At 43.4% G+C, this 17,623-nt stretch carries 19 protein-coding genes; 5 read left to right on the plus strand and 14 right to left on the minus strand.

Annotated features, from left to right (window positions below):
- The first annotated feature begins 19 nt into the window (after positions 1–19).
- The 5 genes from L7D49_RS06405 (at position 20) to L7D49_RS06425 (ending at position 4,128) form a co-directional block, all read left to right on the plus strand.
- A complete protein-coding gene (locus L7D49_RS06405; RefSeq protein WP_238080015.1) occupies positions 20–343 on the plus strand; it encodes a PadR family transcriptional regulator in 324 nt (107 codons plus the stop codon).
- Positions 336–1,367 carry a DUF4097 family beta strand repeat-containing protein gene (locus L7D49_RS06410; protein WP_238080016.1) on the plus strand — a complete coding sequence of 344 codons (1,032 nt, stop codon included), beginning with the start codon at positions 336–338 and terminating at the stop codon, positions 1,365–1,367. The genes L7D49_RS06405 and L7D49_RS06410 overlap by 8 nt, the downstream gene beginning before the upstream one ends.
- Before the next feature lie 265 nt (positions 1,368–1,632).
- Positions 1,633–2,082: a YaiI/YqxD family protein gene (locus L7D49_RS06415; RefSeq protein WP_238080017.1), complete on the plus strand. Its 450-nt coding sequence runs from the start codon at positions 1,633–1,635 to the stop codon at positions 2,080–2,082.
- A 423-nt stretch (positions 2,083–2,505) separates the two neighbouring features.
- Positions 2,506–3,585 carry a type III polyketide synthase gene (locus L7D49_RS06420; RefSeq protein WP_238080018.1) on the plus strand — a complete coding sequence of 360 codons (1,080 nt, stop codon included), beginning with the start codon at positions 2,506–2,508 and terminating at the stop codon, positions 3,583–3,585.
- A 9-nt stretch (positions 3,586–3,594) separates the two neighbouring features.
- Positions 3,595–4,128, plus strand: a complete 534-nt coding sequence (locus L7D49_RS06425) for an isoprenylcysteine carboxyl methyltransferase family protein (protein ID WP_238080019.1) — start codon at positions 3,595–3,597, stop codon at positions 4,126–4,128.
- 66 nt (positions 4,129–4,194) lie between these two features.
- On the opposite strand, the gene nhaC is transcribed toward L7D49_RS06425, so the two are convergent.
- The 14 genes from nhaC to L7D49_RS06490 form a co-directional block, all read right to left on the minus strand.
- Positions 4,195–5,574: a Na+/H+ antiporter NhaC gene (gene nhaC, locus L7D49_RS06430; protein WP_238080020.1), complete on the minus strand. Its 1,380-nt coding sequence runs from the start codon at positions 5,572–5,574 to the stop codon at positions 4,195–4,197.
- Between the two features lie 86 nt (positions 5,575–5,660).
- Complete coding sequence (locus L7D49_RS20190; protein WP_269135876.1) at positions 5,661–5,786, minus strand: hypothetical protein; 126 nt, start codon at positions 5,784–5,786, stop codon at positions 5,661–5,663.
- Between the two features lie 338 nt (positions 5,787–6,124).
- Positions 6,125–6,679, minus strand: coding sequence for a cupin domain-containing protein (locus L7D49_RS06435; protein ID WP_238080021.1), 555 nt, complete (start codon positions 6,677–6,679; stop codon positions 6,125–6,127).
- Positions 6,680–6,897: 218 nt separating this feature from the next.
- Positions 6,898–7,374, minus strand: a complete 477-nt coding sequence (locus L7D49_RS06440; protein WP_238080022.1) for a GNAT family N-acetyltransferase — start codon at positions 7,372–7,374, stop codon at positions 6,898–6,900.
- 26 nt (positions 7,375–7,400) lie between these two features.
- The gene (locus tag L7D49_RS06445) at positions 7,401–8,693 is read right to left on the minus strand and encodes an FAD-dependent oxidoreductase (RefSeq protein WP_238080023.1); all 1,293 of its coding nucleotides are present in this window, start codon (positions 8,691–8,693) and stop codon (positions 7,401–7,403) included.
- 268 nt (positions 8,694–8,961) lie between these two features.
- A complete protein-coding gene (arsC, locus tag L7D49_RS06450) occupies positions 8,962–9,381 on the minus strand; it encodes an arsenate reductase (thioredoxin) (protein WP_238080024.1) in 420 nt (139 codons plus the stop codon).
- Positions 9,382–9,405: 24 nt separating this feature from the next.
- A complete protein-coding gene (locus L7D49_RS06455) occupies positions 9,406–10,695 on the minus strand; it encodes an arsenic transporter (RefSeq protein WP_238080025.1) in 1,290 nt (429 codons plus the stop codon).
- Positions 10,696–11,055: an ArsR/SmtB family transcription factor gene (locus tag L7D49_RS06460; RefSeq protein WP_238080026.1), complete on the minus strand. Its 360-nt coding sequence runs from the start codon at positions 11,053–11,055 to the stop codon at positions 10,696–10,698.
- Positions 11,056–11,456: 401 nt separating this feature from the next.
- Positions 11,457–12,173, minus strand: a complete 717-nt coding sequence (locus L7D49_RS06465) for a thermonuclease family protein (protein ID WP_238080027.1) — start codon at positions 12,171–12,173, stop codon at positions 11,457–11,459.
- 126 nt (positions 12,174–12,299) lie between these two features.
- Positions 12,300–14,363: a catalase gene (locus L7D49_RS06470; RefSeq protein WP_238080028.1), complete on the minus strand. Its 2,064-nt coding sequence runs from the start codon at positions 14,361–14,363 to the stop codon at positions 12,300–12,302.
- Between the two features lie 72 nt (positions 14,364–14,435).
- The gene (locus tag L7D49_RS20420; RefSeq protein ID WP_418895853.1) at positions 14,436–14,807 is read right to left on the minus strand and encodes a fluoride efflux transporter FluC; all 372 of its coding nucleotides are present in this window, start codon (positions 14,805–14,807) and stop codon (positions 14,436–14,438) included.
- The gene (locus L7D49_RS06480) at positions 14,789–15,160 is read right to left on the minus strand and encodes a fluoride efflux transporter FluC (RefSeq protein WP_238080030.1); all 372 of its coding nucleotides are present in this window, start codon (positions 15,158–15,160) and stop codon (positions 14,789–14,791) included. The genes L7D49_RS20420 and L7D49_RS06480 overlap by 19 nt, the downstream gene beginning before the upstream one ends.
- Complete coding sequence (locus L7D49_RS06485) at positions 15,157–17,316, minus strand: ATP-dependent helicase (protein WP_238080031.1); 2,160 nt, start codon at positions 17,314–17,316, stop codon at positions 15,157–15,159. Before L7D49_RS06485 ends, L7D49_RS06480 begins: the two co-directional genes overlap by 4 nt.
- Positions 17,317–17,429: 113 nt before the next feature.
- Positions 17,430–17,615, minus strand: a complete 186-nt coding sequence (locus L7D49_RS06490) for a hypothetical protein (protein ID WP_238080032.1) — start codon at positions 17,613–17,615, stop codon at positions 17,430–17,432.
- Positions 17,616–17,623 lie beyond the last annotated feature (8 nt).

Consider the following 17,623-nt stretch of genomic DNA (forward strand, 5'->3'; position numbering starts at 1 on the left):
TAGGAAAGGAGGCTATGTCGTGAATATCCAATTTAAAAAAGGAGTTTTGAATTTATGTGTTCTCGTCCTGCTTGATAAGCAGGATCGTTACGGCTATGAACTCGTTCAAAAAATCTCCGATCAGATTTCCATATCGGAAGGTTCGGTCTATCCCCTATTGCGCCGGCTGACAAAGGAAGGCTATTTTACAACCTATCTAAAAGAATCGAACGAAGGGCCGCCTCGTAAATACTATCAATTGACGGAGACGGGACGAACGTACTTGCACGAACAATTGGAAGAATGGCGGGCTTTCACGAATGGCGTTAATACTTTGATAGAGGAAGGTGTTCACAATGACTGAAGGACAATTTATTTCAGAGCTTGAACTGGCTCTCGCACGGCTTCCGCTCGATGAACGGAATGATATTCTACAGGATATCCGGGAGTATTTTCTCCATGGCAGAACAGATGGCAAATCGGATGATGAGATTGCGGCTTCTCTCGGTTCGCCTTCAAAAATTGCAGCAGAACTGCTTGCTTCGTATCCGTTTTCCGAAGAAAAAGTAGTTCAGTCGAATGATTCTGATCAGGTGATCACCATCCAAAACGATCAGTATGCGAATGTCGATATTCAAGTGCAGCACGGTTCACTCACTTTGCTGCCATCAGCAAATTCAGTGACGACAGTCGAACTGACAGGTGCAAACGAACGGATGGAATTGGAGGCAGAGGTGATCGGGGACACACTTGTCGTGAAACTCCGAAATAAGTTCCACTGGTCCTTCCTCTTCAACTTTAATGTAAAGGCGGTGGCAGTACGCGTGTTTATTCCTAAAAAGCTTTATCAGTCCATTGCGATGAAAACAGATAATGGCCGCATTGAAACCGAAAAGATGCTATGTAAATCTATGACGGCTGAAACAGATAACGGACGGGTCATCGTGACGGAAGTGGCGACATCCTTCTTGCACGCTGAATCGGACAATGGGCGGATTGAAATTGAAAAGGTACAGACCGATCAGTTGAAGGCAAAAACAGACAACGGACGCGTCAGCTTGCGCTATGTCGATGCAGAGACCGTTTATGCGGAATCCGATAACGGACGGATTGAACTGGAGGAAGTCTCCGGAGAAGTGACAGCTATTACAGATAATGGACGCATCATATGTACTTCAGAAGAAATTAATCGGAACATAGACTTCCAAACGGATAACGGCAGCATTGAACTCCATTCTCGCACGACTCCGACAGACGTCACGATCTATGCAAAAACAGGGCATGGACGAATCGATGTGTACGGTGAGAAAAACAAGAAAACTGTGTTCGGCAACGGCTTCCATACTGTTAAACTGAAGACAGATAACGGACGAATTACTGTGCGATAAGCTAAGTATAGTTCCTCCACTTGAAGTGGCATGCAAGTTTCTCTGAAAACTCCTTTAACAACGGATTCCGTTGAAAGGAGTTTTTTTATTTCCTCCTACACTGTCTTACGAATAGTCCGCAGTATCGTTACCTCCATCTACCTAACCGTCCAACTACACTTGTTCCCGATCGATCGCCAGCGAATTAATAAATATCAACTGAATATGATATAGTTAACAGCAACAACCAAGCATTCAATTCATGACAAAGAAAAGGTGATGGATCATGACGACAATCTATGTAGACGGAGATGGCTGTCCTGTTGTGAATGAAACGATAGGTGTAGCCAAATACTTTAAGCTGCCTTGTGTGCTCATCTGCGACACAGCTCATGAAATGCATCGAGAGGGCGCCGAGACAATCATCGTTTCTAAGGGAGCAGATGCGGTCGATTTCGTGCTCGTAAACCGAGTGAAAAAAGGCGATATCGTCGTGACGCAAGATTATGGCTTGGCCGCTATGGTACTTGCTAAGCAAGGATATCCCATCGACCAGAATGGCCGGCTTTATACAAACGATAATATTGATCAATTGCTTTACGCGAGACATACAGCGCAAAAAGTGCGCATGGCTGGAGGACGGTTGCGCGGACCGAAAAAGAGGACGAAAGACCAAACGGAATCCTTCCTTAACAGCTTGCGTGATTTGTGCAGAGCGATCCTTCCCTCTCCATAACGACAAAACTGCTTTGTGGCTTACCGGGCCGCATTGCGGTTTGCATACGATATTTTCCCTCTATAAAGTAGGCAGGCCTTCATACCAATGCACGCCAGCTCATATATTACATAAATGGTTACTAACACAACAAATCTTTCACTGTTATGGCAGTTCTTCCTGCAACATGGACTTGCCATCTAAGATTTCCAATACACTTCAACTTAGAACAGTTATTGATGCCTCACCCAAGATCACCCTATGCCTCTCTATTTCTCACATCTTAGATCCCTAGTTTTTCACCTTCTCATGAATCTTTTAAGGACAAGTCAGCATATGTTTAACAACCTAGCTATAAAGGGAATTCAATAATAGATACATATTCCCTTTTACAATAAACGGAACCTATTTGAACAGCGTGATTATGAAATCTGGAGGTAACTCATGCCGAAAATTCAATCTGTTAGTACATTCGAGCCGCCTTTTGAAGTGAAACAGGAGGCAGCTGTCGAACTGACCCGCTCCTTATTCAGCGAGAAATTCAAGGATATTGAGCGGCTTTTGCGCGTGTTCCAAAATGGAGACATTGAAAAGCGTGATGTTTGCATGCCGCTCGAGTGGTATGGAAAGCATCATGATTTTGAGGAAAGAAATGAACTGTATATCGCCCATGCCGTGGAATTTGGAGCTGCGGCAATCCGTAAGTGTTTAGATGGAGAAGGCATGCTGGATGAGCCGGTTGCCGAGCGGGAAATTGACGCGATCTTCTTCATTTCCAGTACTGGCCTGGCGACTCCGAGCATCGAAGCAAGGATCATGAATCGTCTCCCCTTCCGTGATGACGTGAAGCGGATACCGATATGGGGACTGGGATGTGCTGGAGGGGCAGCTGGCATCAGCCGGGCTTTTGAATATTGCCAAGCCTTTCCGGAAGCGAAAGTTCTTGTGCTTGCTGTCGAGTTATGCAGCCTCACCTTCCAAAAAGACGATTACACAAAAAGCAATCTAGTCGGTGTTTCCTTGTTTTCGGATGGTGTCGCTTGCGCACTTATTACAGGAGACCAGTCTTCCATCTCTTCCAGCCACCCAAAACCGGCTATTCTTTCAACCACTTCGAAAATGATGCCCGATTCGGAAGATGTGATGGGCTGGGATATTAAAAATAATGGGCTGTACGTTGTCTTTTCGAAAAGTATTCCTTCTATCATTACCAATTGGCTCGGACCCTTTGTCCATGAATTTTTAGACAGAAATGAACTGTCACAGAAGGAAATCACCCACTTTGTCGCGCATCCCGGCGGCAAGAAAGTGTTGCAAGCGTACGAGGAGGCTCTTCATTTTGATTCGACTAAGACCGAGATTTCACGGAACGTATTACGGCAGCACGGCAATATGTCGTCACCTACCGTTCTCTATGTCTTAAAAGAGTTTATGAATCAAAGGCCTTCTAAAGGGGAATATGGATTGATGGCGGCATTAGGGCCGGGATTTTGCGGTGAGTTGCTGCTATTGCGCTGGGAGTGAGGTGCCATCATGTTATTTTATTGGATCATCGGGATTGTCATCGTCCAAAGGCTGATAGAATTGCTCGTTGCCCGGAGAAATGAACGTTGGATGAAAAGCCAAGGTGCCATTGAAGCAGGCGCATCGCATTATCGGTATATGGTAGCCATGCATGTTTGCTTTTTTGTTTCATTGCTAGCAGAAGTTTTCTATTTCGACTTGTCCCCTCCTCCACTCTGGCCGGTTTGGCTTGGCATCTTCCTGCTCGCCCAAGTGATGCGGATCTGGTGTCTCGCTTCTCTAGGGAAGTACTGGAATACAAAAATCATTGTCCTGCCAGGAGCAAACGTCGTACGGAGAGGGCCGTACAAATTTATCCGGCATCCGAATTACGTAATCGTCGCAACCGAACTGATCGTGCTACCTTTGTTATTTAACGCGTACTTTACTGCAATCTTATTTTCGTTATTAAATATTTGGATGATGACTGTACGGATTCCGGAAGAGGAGAAAGCGCTCAAAAATGAAACGGACTATCGGGATGTCTTTTCGATGAAGTCATAAGAAGTTTAGAATTAGAAAAGGCGAGGGCCATATTGCTTCCCTCGCCTTTTTTGTTGCAGCGGATTGTCAATTAATTCGTGTCAATGTTTTTCCCATAAAGCCAAACAGCACTGTTAAGATCGGTGACAACAGGCAGAAGAAGGCAAATGGCAAGTAATCGACTGTCGAAACACCTAGCACATCTGTTATGAAAATCCCGCACACACTCCATGGCACGAGCGGGTTGACTACAGTACCTGCGTCTTCCATGACACGGCTCAAGTTTTTATTGGCCAGACCCAGCTTTTCGTATTGGGTTTGGAATGCCTGGCCTGTCAGCAAGATGGACAAGTATTGTTCTCCGATCAGCACGTTGATGCCGATTGCCGTAAGCGCTGTAGCTGAGATGACGGCATACGTTTTACGGAGCAATGAAGAAACAAGATCGAGCAGCGTTTGAACGATGCCAAGTGTGAACAATAAGCCTCCCATGCTTAACGCCAGCAGGACAAGACCGACTGTAAACATCATACTTTCCAATCCGCCGCGAGTTAACAGCTTGTCTACATCTTCCACGCCAGTCGCTGAAGTAAAACCGCCAAATAAAATGCTGAAAACCTGGTCCAATCCATAGCTTTGATGGAAATAGGAAAGCAGCACGGCTACGAATGAACTGATTGCCAATGTTAAAATGGCCGGCACTTTGCGGATCGTCAGAATGAAAAGCAAGACGAGTGGAATCATGGCATACCAATGGATAGATCCTGTTTGAAGCAAACCGTCTTTGAACACATTGATTTTATCCAAGTCGGCCGTTTGCACTTTCGGTGATATCACTGCGAATAATCCAAATGAAATGACAAAGGCAGGAATGGTCGTCCAAGCCATATTGCGGATATGTTCAAAAAGATCCACCTTTACAATCGAGGATGCCAAGTTCGTCGTATCCGACAACGGAGACATCTTATCCCCGAAAAATGCACCCGATACGATCGCTCCTGCCGCAATCGGAAGCGATAATTCCATGACATGCGCCATTCCGATAAAAGCGACACCCACGGTCGCTACTGTCGTCAAGGAACTGCCGATGGAAACCCCGACAATCGCGGTGACGACAAATACAATTGCAAAAAAGAACGACGGTGTCATCATTTGAAAGCCTAAATAGATCAATGTCGGAATCGTGCCGCTCATAATCCAGCTGCTGATGAGCATTCCGATGAAGAAAAATAGGAACACGGCGCTCATGCCGGCCCCTGCCCCATCTACCAGTCCCTTTTCCAAGCTTCGGAACGGAATTCCTTTGGCCAGTCCGTAAGCAAAGAGCAATAACACAGAGAAAAGAATGGGAAGATGCGGCACCGCATCAAATGCGATAATGCTTGTGCTGATAATCAATATAATGGCAACAACCATCGCAATCGATTCAAATGCGGATGGTTTCTGGATGGCTTTGATGTGATTCATGATGAATTCCTCCTATCTTCCTAATCAATATAAAAAACCCCTTCATCCCTAAAATAAGGGACGAAGGAGTTCTCCGCGGTACCACCCTAGTTGATGACGTACAAACGCCATCCGCTCAATGAAAAGCTGGAAGACAAACGGATGGTGTAATTCAATATGCCGCCGCCTGGATTTTCACTACCCATCCAGTCTCTGTCTTCTGCAAACGACATCTCTACTCGGCCATCCTTCCAAGCCATTTATGTAATTGGAATGAAATAATTTATTGTATAGTGTTGAATCTTATCATGTTTCCGCAAGATGTCAAGTGGTTGCCGACTGATAAAACATTAATTATTACTAGGGAAGAAATTAGGTAATCCGCATTCATATCGTCTCAAGTATTAGCTTTCTGACGGGAAATAAATTTTTACTACTGTAAAAAATATGTCCCTGTTGAAAATAGGGACCGTAAGCTTTACTCTCGCATAAGCTTCCTTACAGTCCCAATTTATAGTACACTTTGGTATCTCTTGAAAACTTTATTTCTTTGGAAATGGGGTCAAAGAATTCATTCGGCTTTCATGGCATCCATCTTAGTTGCATGAATTGTGCCGAATGGATGTTCCGGGGGAGCATAAATTGTGAAAAGTTTAAGAGGTCGGTTACCTGTGTTAATTAAATTATGCCATTTTCCTGCAGGTATCATGATCGCATCTTTTGCGCTTACTCTTTTACGAAAATATAAATTATCTCTAGTATCACCAATACTAATGTAACCTTCACCATCTTCAATACTTACAAATTGGTCTACATTAGGATGTACCTCTAAACCAACGTCGTCTCCAACATTAATGCTCATTAATGTTACCTGCAAATTTTCTCCAGTCCATATCGCTTTGCGAAAAGCATTGTTTTGCTTGGCTGCTTTTTCAATATTTATGACAAATGGCTGTCTTCCAAAATCCTCTAATTTATTGTTTGTATCGCTCGGGTATTGTTGGTTACTCCAATAATTATGCTGCCATCTTTGATAATCAGATCCCTGATTACCCCAATACAAAGTATTGTATTGATTGTGCATCGGATAATACCAAGGGTTATGATGACAAGTACAATAATTCACTTCATTCTCCTCCTTGATTTCAACATTACCCTTTATTTTATGTAAGCGACCTTATGCAGGTGTTACTTTTGCCTGTCTTTTATTATTTCATCGCAAATAAGATAACGCTATATATTTTCAACTATATAGCTGACACTTTCGAGAGAATAAAACAACGATGAATATAGAACAATAATGCTATATTTATTACCTCATTATTAACTAGAAGAATTGAGAATCTATTTTATTATCCTTTTTTCCATCAGACAGTTATTGTGCCAAACACCATCTCGCTCTGCGATTTTCTCTCGAATGCCTACTATACGGAAACCACACCTTTTATGTAATCGAATGCTCGCTTCGTTTATTTCAAATATGGAGGACTGTAACATCCAGTACCCAATATTCCTCGCCTCCTCCTCTAGGTGCAATAGGAGACGTGTTCCAATTCCTCTCCCTTCCACCTGGTCCCGAATGTAAACACTGACCTCTCCCACTCCTCTATATGCTGCGCGAGATGAAATAGGAGTTAGAGAGATCCAGCCTACAATCATGTCATTTTCTTCAAATACAAAACGAAGAGCAGGATGAAATTTCAGATCCCACGCCTCCATTGTCGGTACATGAGTTTCAAATGTTGCCATTCTGGTATCCATACCTTGTTGGTAAATTTCCAGAACGGCTGGTAAATCTCTCGATTCCATTTTACGAATCATTTTACTCCCCCTTTATGGGTTTGTCTTTAACAACAACCGCCTGCTCCGCTATGACACACTCCAGTTTCTGGTAATTGTAGTTGTACATTTTCAGCAGCCTCTTTATCCCCTGCTAAATAAGCTACAACTGAACGTACTTGCTCATAGCCTGTTGCCATCAAAAATGTAGGTGCACGGCCATATGATTTTGATCCGACAATATAAAAGTTTGGCTCAGGCTGTCTTAGCTCTTTCTCACCATGTGCCGGTACGCTGCCACAACTATGCTCGTTTGGATCAATTAGTGGTGCAATTGCAGATACAGCCTCTGTTATAGCCTCTCTTTCAAAACGCAATGCACGATTGATTTCATAATTCGGTCGATTTCCTGTATTGACAATTAAACGGTCAAATGGCTCCAGTTTATTATGCTGTGACTCCAGAACAACCCCATTTTGTTTATGAATACGTTTAATAAGAAAAGGTGTTATAACATTTATATAGCCATCCCTTACAAAGTCCGATATACGAACTCCTAACTCACCTCGTGCAGCAAGCTCATCATTCGATCCTCCCCCAAATGCATCCTCCACTCGTTTTTTTCTCAAAATCCATGTGATTGATGTGTTAGGGTATTTCTCTTTTAACGCTACTAAGTTAAGCAATGAGTTAATTGCTGAGTGGCCACCACCAATAACAGCTATTCTTTTATTTGCATATAAGTTCTTACTAGCCTCAATGTTTGGAATATGGTAATCGATAATTGACGCTAACTCTTTTTCAGTCCGCAACCAAACACCATTACTCTTTACCGGATTGGGATTTCCCCAAGTTCCAGTTGCGTCAATTACAGCTTTAGCTTTCATTTCTTTAAGACCATTTGGTGTTTCTACATATAACAAGAATGGTTGAGATGAACGATTTGTAGATTTCATACGATCTATCCCATCACGTGTAATGGAGATGACCTCATGATTTGTATAAATATTTGGTGCCAAGACTTCTGATAAAGGCAGCAGATAACTTTCCACTAATTCTTTCCCTGTTGGTATTTTTTCTCCATCTGGCTCCTGCCAATCTGTATATGATAATAATCTCTTACCTGCTTCATCAATGTTATACTGCCAAGGTGAGAAAAGTGTCACATGCTCCCATGACCGTACATTCGCTGAGACTTCCCCTTTTTCTAATACAAAGAAAGATACACCTCGTTCTTTAAGATGCACTGCAGCTGCTAAACCGATTGGCCCAGCACCAATAACTGCAACTGGTAGCTCCTGCTCGCAACAAGCTGATTTAGAGTCACAGCATACAGCTTGTTGAATAATTTTGAATTCCATTAGTAATCCCCTCGCATATTCTTATTACTTTAGGTAGAAATCTCAACTGTTATTATTGAAACCAAATTCACTTTTTTTGGACACATGCATTGTTAATACGCTTTAGACATTTACAAACAGGTAGTAAATCGAACACCACCGTACTCTGTTATAAGCCTGAGTTAAGACTTTCTCTTATCAAAGACATATTGATAACTTGGATAACGTAATAAGGGCATTCAATATCTTTACCAGCAGCTAATCTTTGTCTTTAATCGATAGTTTCGATTTATTTCTCTTCCCTAGCAAACTGCATTATTCGTTCACCTATTTCGTTTCGTACCCGCTGAAACTCAGCCCAAATTTCTTCTTCTGTTCCCGTTGCTTTAGCCGGATCATCAAATCCCCAATGTTCACGGCGAATGGATGGAGGTGTAATAGGGCATTTATCAGCAGCATCTCCACAAAGCGTCACGACAAGGTCAGCACGGTTAAGTATCGTTGGATCGATTATATTTGACGTCTGATTTGTTATATCGATGCCCACCTCTTCCATCGCTTTTATTGCCTTAGTATTAACCCCATGAGCTTCAATTCCTGCACTGAATACATCCCATTGATCCCCAAGAATTTCCCTTCCCCAGCCTTCAGCCATCTGGCTCCTACACGAATTTCCTGTGCAAAGAAAGTACAAAGTCCTTTTCGTCATCATTCTATTCACCTTTCCTTCAAGTTAGATAAGCAGCAACCAAATATACAATCCCAGTAATGTAATAAAGAGAGTTGGGATCGTTAAAATAATTCCGACCTTAAAATAGGATCCCCAGCCAATTTTCACGCCTTTTTGAGAAAGTACATGCAGCCACAACAAAGTTGCCAGTGATCCAATCGGCGTAATTTTAGGACCTAGATCTGACCCAATCACATTTGCATAAATAAGGGCCTCACGGATGGTGCCAGTCGTGTTGGTTTCAGCAATCGCTAAAGCATCAATCATTACCGTAGGCATATTATTCATAACAGATGATAAAAAAGCAGCAATAAAGCCCATTGAGATTGTAGCAACAAATAATCCCTGATTCGCTGCATATTGAATTACATCCGAAAGAACACTTGTCAATCCAACATTTTTCAAACCATACACAACCACGTACATACCAATTGAGAAAAATACAATGGCCCATGGAGCACCTTTCAACACTTGCTTCGGTTGTACAACTGCACTTCTCTTAGCCATCAACAAGAAGAAAATTGCTACGACTCCTGCAATGATGGAGACAGGTATTCTTAAAAATTCACTCAAAAAATAACCGATTAGCAGAATGCCTAAAATAACCCATGTAAGTTTAAACATTTTCAGGTCCTTTATCGCTTCTTTTGGTTGTTTCAAATCGGAGACTTTGTATTGGCCTGGAATACTCTTACGGAAAAATAAATACAGAACAATAATACTTGCAACGAGAGCAAAAAGATTTGGAACAATCATCCTTGATGCATATTCAACGAAACCAATCCCAAAAAAGTCTGCCGAAACAATGTTGACCAGATTGCTGACAACGAAAGGCAATGAGGTCGTATCTGCAATAAACCCACTGGCAATTATAAAAGGAAATATCATTTTTTCGCTGAATCTCAAATTACGAACCATTGCTAATACAATTGGCGTCAGGATCAAGGCAGCTCCATCATTTGCAAATAAAGCAGCGACAATAGCTCCAAGGATACTGACGTAGATAAACATCCGAGTACCACTGCCTTTAGCGAATCTCGCCATATGTAATGCTGCCCATTCAAAAAATCCGATCTCATCGAGTATTAATGAAATGATAATGATGGCTATGAATGCCAGTGTCGCATTCCACACAATTCCCGTAACATCTAAAACGTCATCAAAGTCGACTACGCCTAACAGTAAAGCGAACGTTGCGCCGATACATGCAGTCCAACCGATCGAGAGATTTTTCGGCTGCCAAATAACAAAAATTAAAGTAATCGTAAAAATTATGAATGCCGTTAATGCCAATCACTTTTCCTCCCTTGTACATGCAATACGCAACCCTTGATTTTCTAATTCCGTAATAAATCCGTCTTGTTCTGGCAAGTGGTTGAGAATACTGTTAATTAGAGGATAATCTTCATGTTCCATATTAATCGAATAAAAAATCCATTGACCTCTACGTTCTTCTTTTACTAACTCGATATCCCTCAACTTTCGTAAATGTTGGCTTATTGCCGGCTGGGTCATCTTAAAAATCTCCACAAATTCACATACACAACATTCATGTGATGACAGTAATTTCATCATTGTTAATCGTGTCTTATCTCCAAGCAATTTTAAAAGTTGAGTAGCTCGCTGCAAATCGATAATTTCGTTTGTATTCAATTTTCTCCCTCCTTGTTTACAAGCATATAATTATATGCTTATATACGCAAGTGATTTTGGTTCAATAAAGAGAAGTGATTTAAGTTCATATCGTTGTTTGATTGGAAATTATCTTTCAACAAATTAGAAAGTCCAAATTCAGTGAATTGTGCACTGAATTCGGACTTATGAGTGAAGCTATATAATTTTTTGACTAACGGGCACGACATATTATCTCGTCAAGCTGTAAAAATGAACGATTAAACTAATTCATGATTAGCCGTACATTTCAACGTTTAATCCACATTAATACAATAGTTCACTTCTAAGTGATTTACTATATATCAAACCATCTTACATTGTCTGCTTACACAAGCTGGATAGTGCGAGTGTAAGATAGATCATAATTCAATTATTACTAATCATTCACAAGCGAAACCATCCCGGTCACCATCCATCTTTTCAGAGTACGCCGGATGGCCTTTTTTTACACCGTTCGGATATTTTTTTCGTAACTCCGTACAATTGGCGAATACTTCAATTGGGGCATGATCTGCCTTTATATCTAGTGGATATGTTTCACTGTCGAAGCCGCGATCGGTCGCATAATCTTCCAAGGTCCAAATTCCAACGCCTGCCTTTTTCGCTTTGTTCTGCGATTTTTCGTAATCGTCTAAGTGGCGGGTATTGGGAGGATATACATACGCTACTCTGGCAAGCCCTTCTTCCAGCAATATTTTTTGGACGCTCTCGCCGTCTGCATACACATAAGCGAGCAGCCTTCCATATTTGTCGTAACGTTCTCCGATATCAAACTCGATTTCCACTTGAGCGCTTTTTTGCAGCAATTCCCTATTCCGCTCTTTTGCTTCCTCGCCGAAAGGCTGCTTTCCAAGTCTCGGATGATTTGTCTCCGGTGTATCCACAAGCAGATAACGGACGTTCTGCTCTTTTCCCTCGTACTTTATTTTGATCGTATCCCCGTCTATTGCGCTTATAAGCTGGACTGGAATGCGGCCTGCTTGGGTAGGGGCTGCATCTTCTTGATTCATCCAAGCAAATGCCAGAATGGCCAGAAGAGCAATTGCTGATACAATCCAACTTTTCTTTTTCTGTCTCTGTTTTTGTTTTCCCATCATTCGACGCCCTTTCCATCAATCGTTGTAATGATAGCATGCCGCTAGAGCAGTTTCCATCGGACGAATGAAACATCAAACACAAAAAAAACTGCCAGCCGCCGATACTCGGCAGCTGACAGCTTCACCTTATCCTTCCCAGCCATATACGTTTCGGTTCCAATGGCGGTGGGCGGCAACCGCTTCGATGAAGGCTTCCGGATTAGCCTCCATTTCACTTGGAAGTAAAATGCCCGGCCCTTCTTCAGCAGAAGATGCTTCGAAATATGACACGCCCGTCTTGGCAATGCCTATAGGCTTATAGTGTCGGTACGCTTCATTAATGAAATCACCCATATCCAGCTGGAACTTTTTCCTATTATCCGCTGTTCCGCCTGCAACGTAAACAGCATCGTATAATGTAGAATGTGCAGTCAAAAAGGTCTGGTCAATTTCAGCAGCCAGTCCATCTGTTCCATGCACAGTTCCGAAACGTTCTCCAACCAATTCTACGGTCATTCCTGCAGTTAGACATGCATTGACGAGCGGCTCAACTACCGCTCCATCAAATCCTTCTCCGATGAGAATCGCCACTTTTCTGGTATCAGGAAGTTTAGCCGTATTCATTTGGCTAAGAGCCGGTGATGCTTGAGTGACGTTGGATTCCTCCACTCCAGAAGGAAATTCCGCACCTACCGCTTCAGCGACAGCCGTCGCCAATCCTACATCGACATTCGCAAACATATCAACAACTTGCTGTCTCACGCTTTTGCTCATCACTTTGCCGAGTTCAAAGCTGAATGCATCCACAATATGTTTCTTTTCCGTTTTCGACATGCTGTTCCAGAATAGTTTAGCCTGAGAGAAATGATCCTCGAATGATTCGCTTCTTGCCTGGATTTTTCGTCCTTCGACCTTCTCCTGATAATGCACGTATCCCCCTTCCGCATCGCTTGACACGGCAGGCGTATTGTCCGCCAAGGAATTCTTATGGTAGGCCACTTGTCCGACATTAATTGTTTGCCGACTATAGCCATCGCGCTGGTTATTATGGAATGGACAAACCGGACGGTTAATCGGGAGCTCGTGGAAGTTAGGTCCACCGAGACGAATTAGCTGAGTATCGGTATAGGAAAACAAACGCCCTTGCAGCAATGGGTCATTTGTAAAATCAATACCCGGAACGACATTGCCTGGATGGAATGCGACTTGCTCTGTTTCGGCAAACACATTATCCACGTTCCGGTTCAACGTCATTTTTCCAATGATTTTAACCGGGACTTGCTCTTCCGGCCAGATCTTTGTTGGATCCAAAATGTCGAAATCAAACATGAACTCGTCCTTTTCATCAATCAATTGAACGCCGAGTTCAAATTCAACCGGATTCCCCATTTCAATCGCTTCCCATAAGTCGCGACGATGGAAATCCGGATCTTTCCCGCTAATCTTTTGCGCTTCATCCCAAACGAGGGAATGGACGCCTAGCTTCGGTTTCCAGTGGAATTTCACAAAATGGGCTTGTCCTTCTTCGTTTACCAATCGGAATGTATGAACGCCAAAGCCTTCCATCATTCGAAAACTCCGCGGAATCGCCCGGTCTGACAAATGCCACATGATCATATGTGCCGACTCTTGGTTGTTTGCCACGAAATCCCAGAAGGTATCATGGGCGGAGGCTGCTTGCGGCATTTCATTATGGGGCTCAGGTTTCACTGCATGAATTAAATCAGGGAACTTAATAGCATCTTGAATGAAAAATACAGGAATATTATTGCCGACTAAGTCATAATTCCCTTCCTCTGTATAAAACTTCACAGCAAAACCACGGACATCCCGCACCGTTTCAGCGGAGCCCCGACTACCTGCCACCGTTGAAAAACGGGTAAATACAGGCGTCTTTGAACCCGGCTCCTGTAAAAAGGCAGCTTTCGTATATGGCTTCATCGACTCGTATAATTCAAATTCACCATGGGCCGCAAAACCTCTTGCATGGACGACACGTTCAGGGATTCGTTCATGGTCGAAATGCGTTATTTTTTCCCGAAAATGAAAATCCTCCATCAATGTCGGCCCTCGATAACCGGCTTTTAAGGAATGTTCATCTTCCGAAACTTTCAACCCTTGATTCGTCGTCAGCCGTTTGCCTTTATCCAGCGCACGGAACTGATCCAGCTGTTTTTCTTTTTTCGTCATGTCTGCAGTATGCTTGTCCATTTCTCATCCTCCATCCTTCCTAGTAGTCTTCTACTCTATTCCCGAATAGGACGGACTGAAACGGACTAAGCTTTATATGTTTTGACCGATTATGAAGCCAATAGCTGCGAAAAGGATTCCTATGCAATACGTACTGAATAAATATATAAAAAATATTCTTTTTCGAGCACTCCATAAGGAGAGGAGTTCTTTATTCAGAGTCGAAAAAGTTGTCAAACCTCCTGCAAGTCCAGATACCAAAAAAAGAGTTGCCCACATGTTCATCTGCAAGCCGACGATTACACCGATCAACAAGGAACCGGCTGCATTTACGAGAAAAGTACCTGCTGGAAATTTACCGGCCTGGTTCATCTTGTTTGATATGAACCAGCGGAGCACAGCCCCGATGGACCCGCCTGCCCCAACGGCAAGAAACTGAAGAATCATCATTTCTTCCCACCCCATTTCCGTCCGAAGGCAGCCATCCCGATTCCACCGGCAAAGCTGCTCGCTACGTAAAGGACTGCGACTCCCCACTTGCCCTCTTGCATGAATGTCACGGTTTCGATACTGAGTGCCGAAAAGGTCGTGAAGGAGCCAATGAACCCCGTCATGATTGCCGTTTGCATAGCACGATCACTCGTCAGCCTACGAATGCCACCTGCCGCCAGAAACGACAACAAGAACGATCCAATCAGATTGGCACTGAACGTCCCCAGCGGAAATCCCTCTGAGAAGGGCAGGAACAACATTCCGAGGCCATACCGGCATATGGCCCCGACGGCTCCTGCCACTCCGACAAGCAGTCCTGTTCTCATACTTCCATCACTTTCAAAAGCCTTCTGCTTAGGATCATTTCCAGAGATAATCTCTTCACTGTGTCATCAAAACGGATTTGTATGTCCTCTTCACCGATCAACTCGATCACGCCTCTTCCGAAAACCCGGTGCGTCACAAGCATGCCTTCAGCCAGTTCCTTGCGCTCTGCGACGCCATCCGGATCTAACGGGATTGAAAGGTCGGCTTTTTTTAGTTTCGGCTTGTTCGATTTGTTCATCTCATCCGGCTTCATCAAGATCCCTCGCACTTCATTCATAAATTTCGAGTCTTCTTTCGTCTTGCCGTCCATCGTACGATACGACAGCAATTCTAATCTACTCTTTGCCCTCGTCATGCCGACATAGAAGAGCCGTCTCGCTTCTTCCATTGCCGCCAAGTCGCCTTCATCCTCATCGGAGGGAATAGTACCTTGGACTAAGTCGATCATAAATACACGGCTGAACTCCAATCCTTTCGCGCTGTGGAAGGTGGATAAGGTGACTGCATCACCTTTTGGAGCATATTTCGCTTCCGCCACTGCCGTTTCCAACTCTTTGAGCCGATTTGCGAATTCTACCATTGTCCGTAATTGCGACGCGATGCTTTCCAACGTGTCTAATATGCCAATTAAATTTTCAATCCGATACCCGAATTTTTCAGCCCGGCTTTTCAGCGCGTCTTCATACTCTAATTCATATCGGATCAGGCGGATGACTTGTGCCGGCCGCATCGAAGTCATCTTGTCATAGATAGCCTGATAATGTTCAAGTTTATCAATCTGGCTCTTTTTCAAATCGGTCATGCGGAGAAAGGATTCAAACACATTACCCGTCGTTTGGGCATTCAGAAACTGATTTACCATATGGCGTGAGACGAAGACATTCATTTTCATGATGACCTTAGAAAAAATATCTTTCCGCTCCACATTAAAGCTCAGTCGCATGAAATTCAAAATATCTTCTACGATCCAATGAGAGAAAAACTGATCATCGGCATCCTTCATATAGAAAGGAATGCCGCGCCGGTGCAGTTCATTCACAAAGAGGGTGGATGAGGAATTGTTACGGAATAGGATGGCCACCTCATTCAAATTCTTTTCATTCAACACTTCATAGGTCACGTATTCCAGTTGTTCCTTTGGGGAATCAAATGATCTGAGCATAATCGGCCCGGCTGTGTCATTCGTTGTATGCATTGCCTTTTCATAACGCATTTTGTTTCGTGTAATGAATTTCGCCGCTGTCTCGACAATTTCCTTGGAGGACCGATAATTTCTTTCCATCTTTAACAAGGAGGCATGCGGATAAACCTTTTGAAAATCAAGCAGATAATCAGGATCAGCACCGCGCCACGTGTAAATGGATTGGTCATCATCCGCCACAACACATAAGTTGCGATGATCCTTGACAAGATGCTCAATAATTTTATGTTGCACGAGGGACGTATCCTGGCTCTCATCGGTTAACAGATAGTCATATCGGCTGCCGAACGACGCGGCGAGACCGGGATCAGAGCGAAGCGCCTGTTCTGCAATTGTGAGCATATCATCAAAATCGAGAAGCAAATGGCCTGTTGTCCTTGATTTCGCCTGTTCATATTTCAGTGCGATGATCCCTGCCTTGTGAAACGGCCCGTTCACCTCTTCCCACTGGGAATGGGGAATCATCCTGTTTTTAAGGAATGAAATGAACGTTTGCAAAGCTTTCAGATCATCTTCTGTCCCCTCTTCCTGCATCGTCTTTCGATAAAGCTCTTTTAGGATGAGGCTCTTCGTCTGTGCAGGACGCTCTCTTTTATTGCCCTCGAGCAATTCAAACGAAGTACCGGTTTTCTTCAAGTATGTACGTGTAATCTGGAACGCCAAGCTGTGAATGGTTGAAAAATCAATAGGAGGGTGGACTGGGAAGAACCTTTCGTACCGTTCCGCCATATCCCTGGCGGAAGCCCGGCTAAATGTGATTGCCTTAATTCGGGATGCTGGCACCTTCTTTTCCTCTAGCAAATAGCCGATCCGCATAATCATCGTTGTCGTTTTGCCCGATCCTGGGCATGCTAATAAGAGCAAAGGGCCTTCGGTTTTCATGACAGCCTCTTTCTGCACATCGTTCAATTCAATGCCAAGCTCCCTGTTTTTCCTTTCAAAAAAATCATTCATGTTGTGATAACTCCTTCAGTTGACGTTATTTCTAATTTACCATACGAACGGATATTTGTAGAGGCATGCAAAAAACCTCTGCATGAGCAGAGGTTTTCTATCACCAGGGGCTCTTAATAGCCACCTGTTTCCAATTTGTCGTCCTTCAAATTCGTCTTATCTTTTCGACTCCCGGTATAGGAAGTAGAAGCCACTTCGTTTGTCTGGCGCTGTTCATCTGTGAATTCCACACCGGACATTTTCGGTTGGGCCGAGTCATGCATGCTGTCGTTCTTCTTGTTGTTCTTGTCTTTTGCCATGATCGTCA

The sequence above is a fragment of the Sporosarcina cyprini genome (assembly GCF_022048975.1).
Taxonomy (GTDB): Bacteria; Bacillota; Bacilli; order Bacillales_A; family Planococcaceae; genus Sporosarcina; species Sporosarcina cyprini.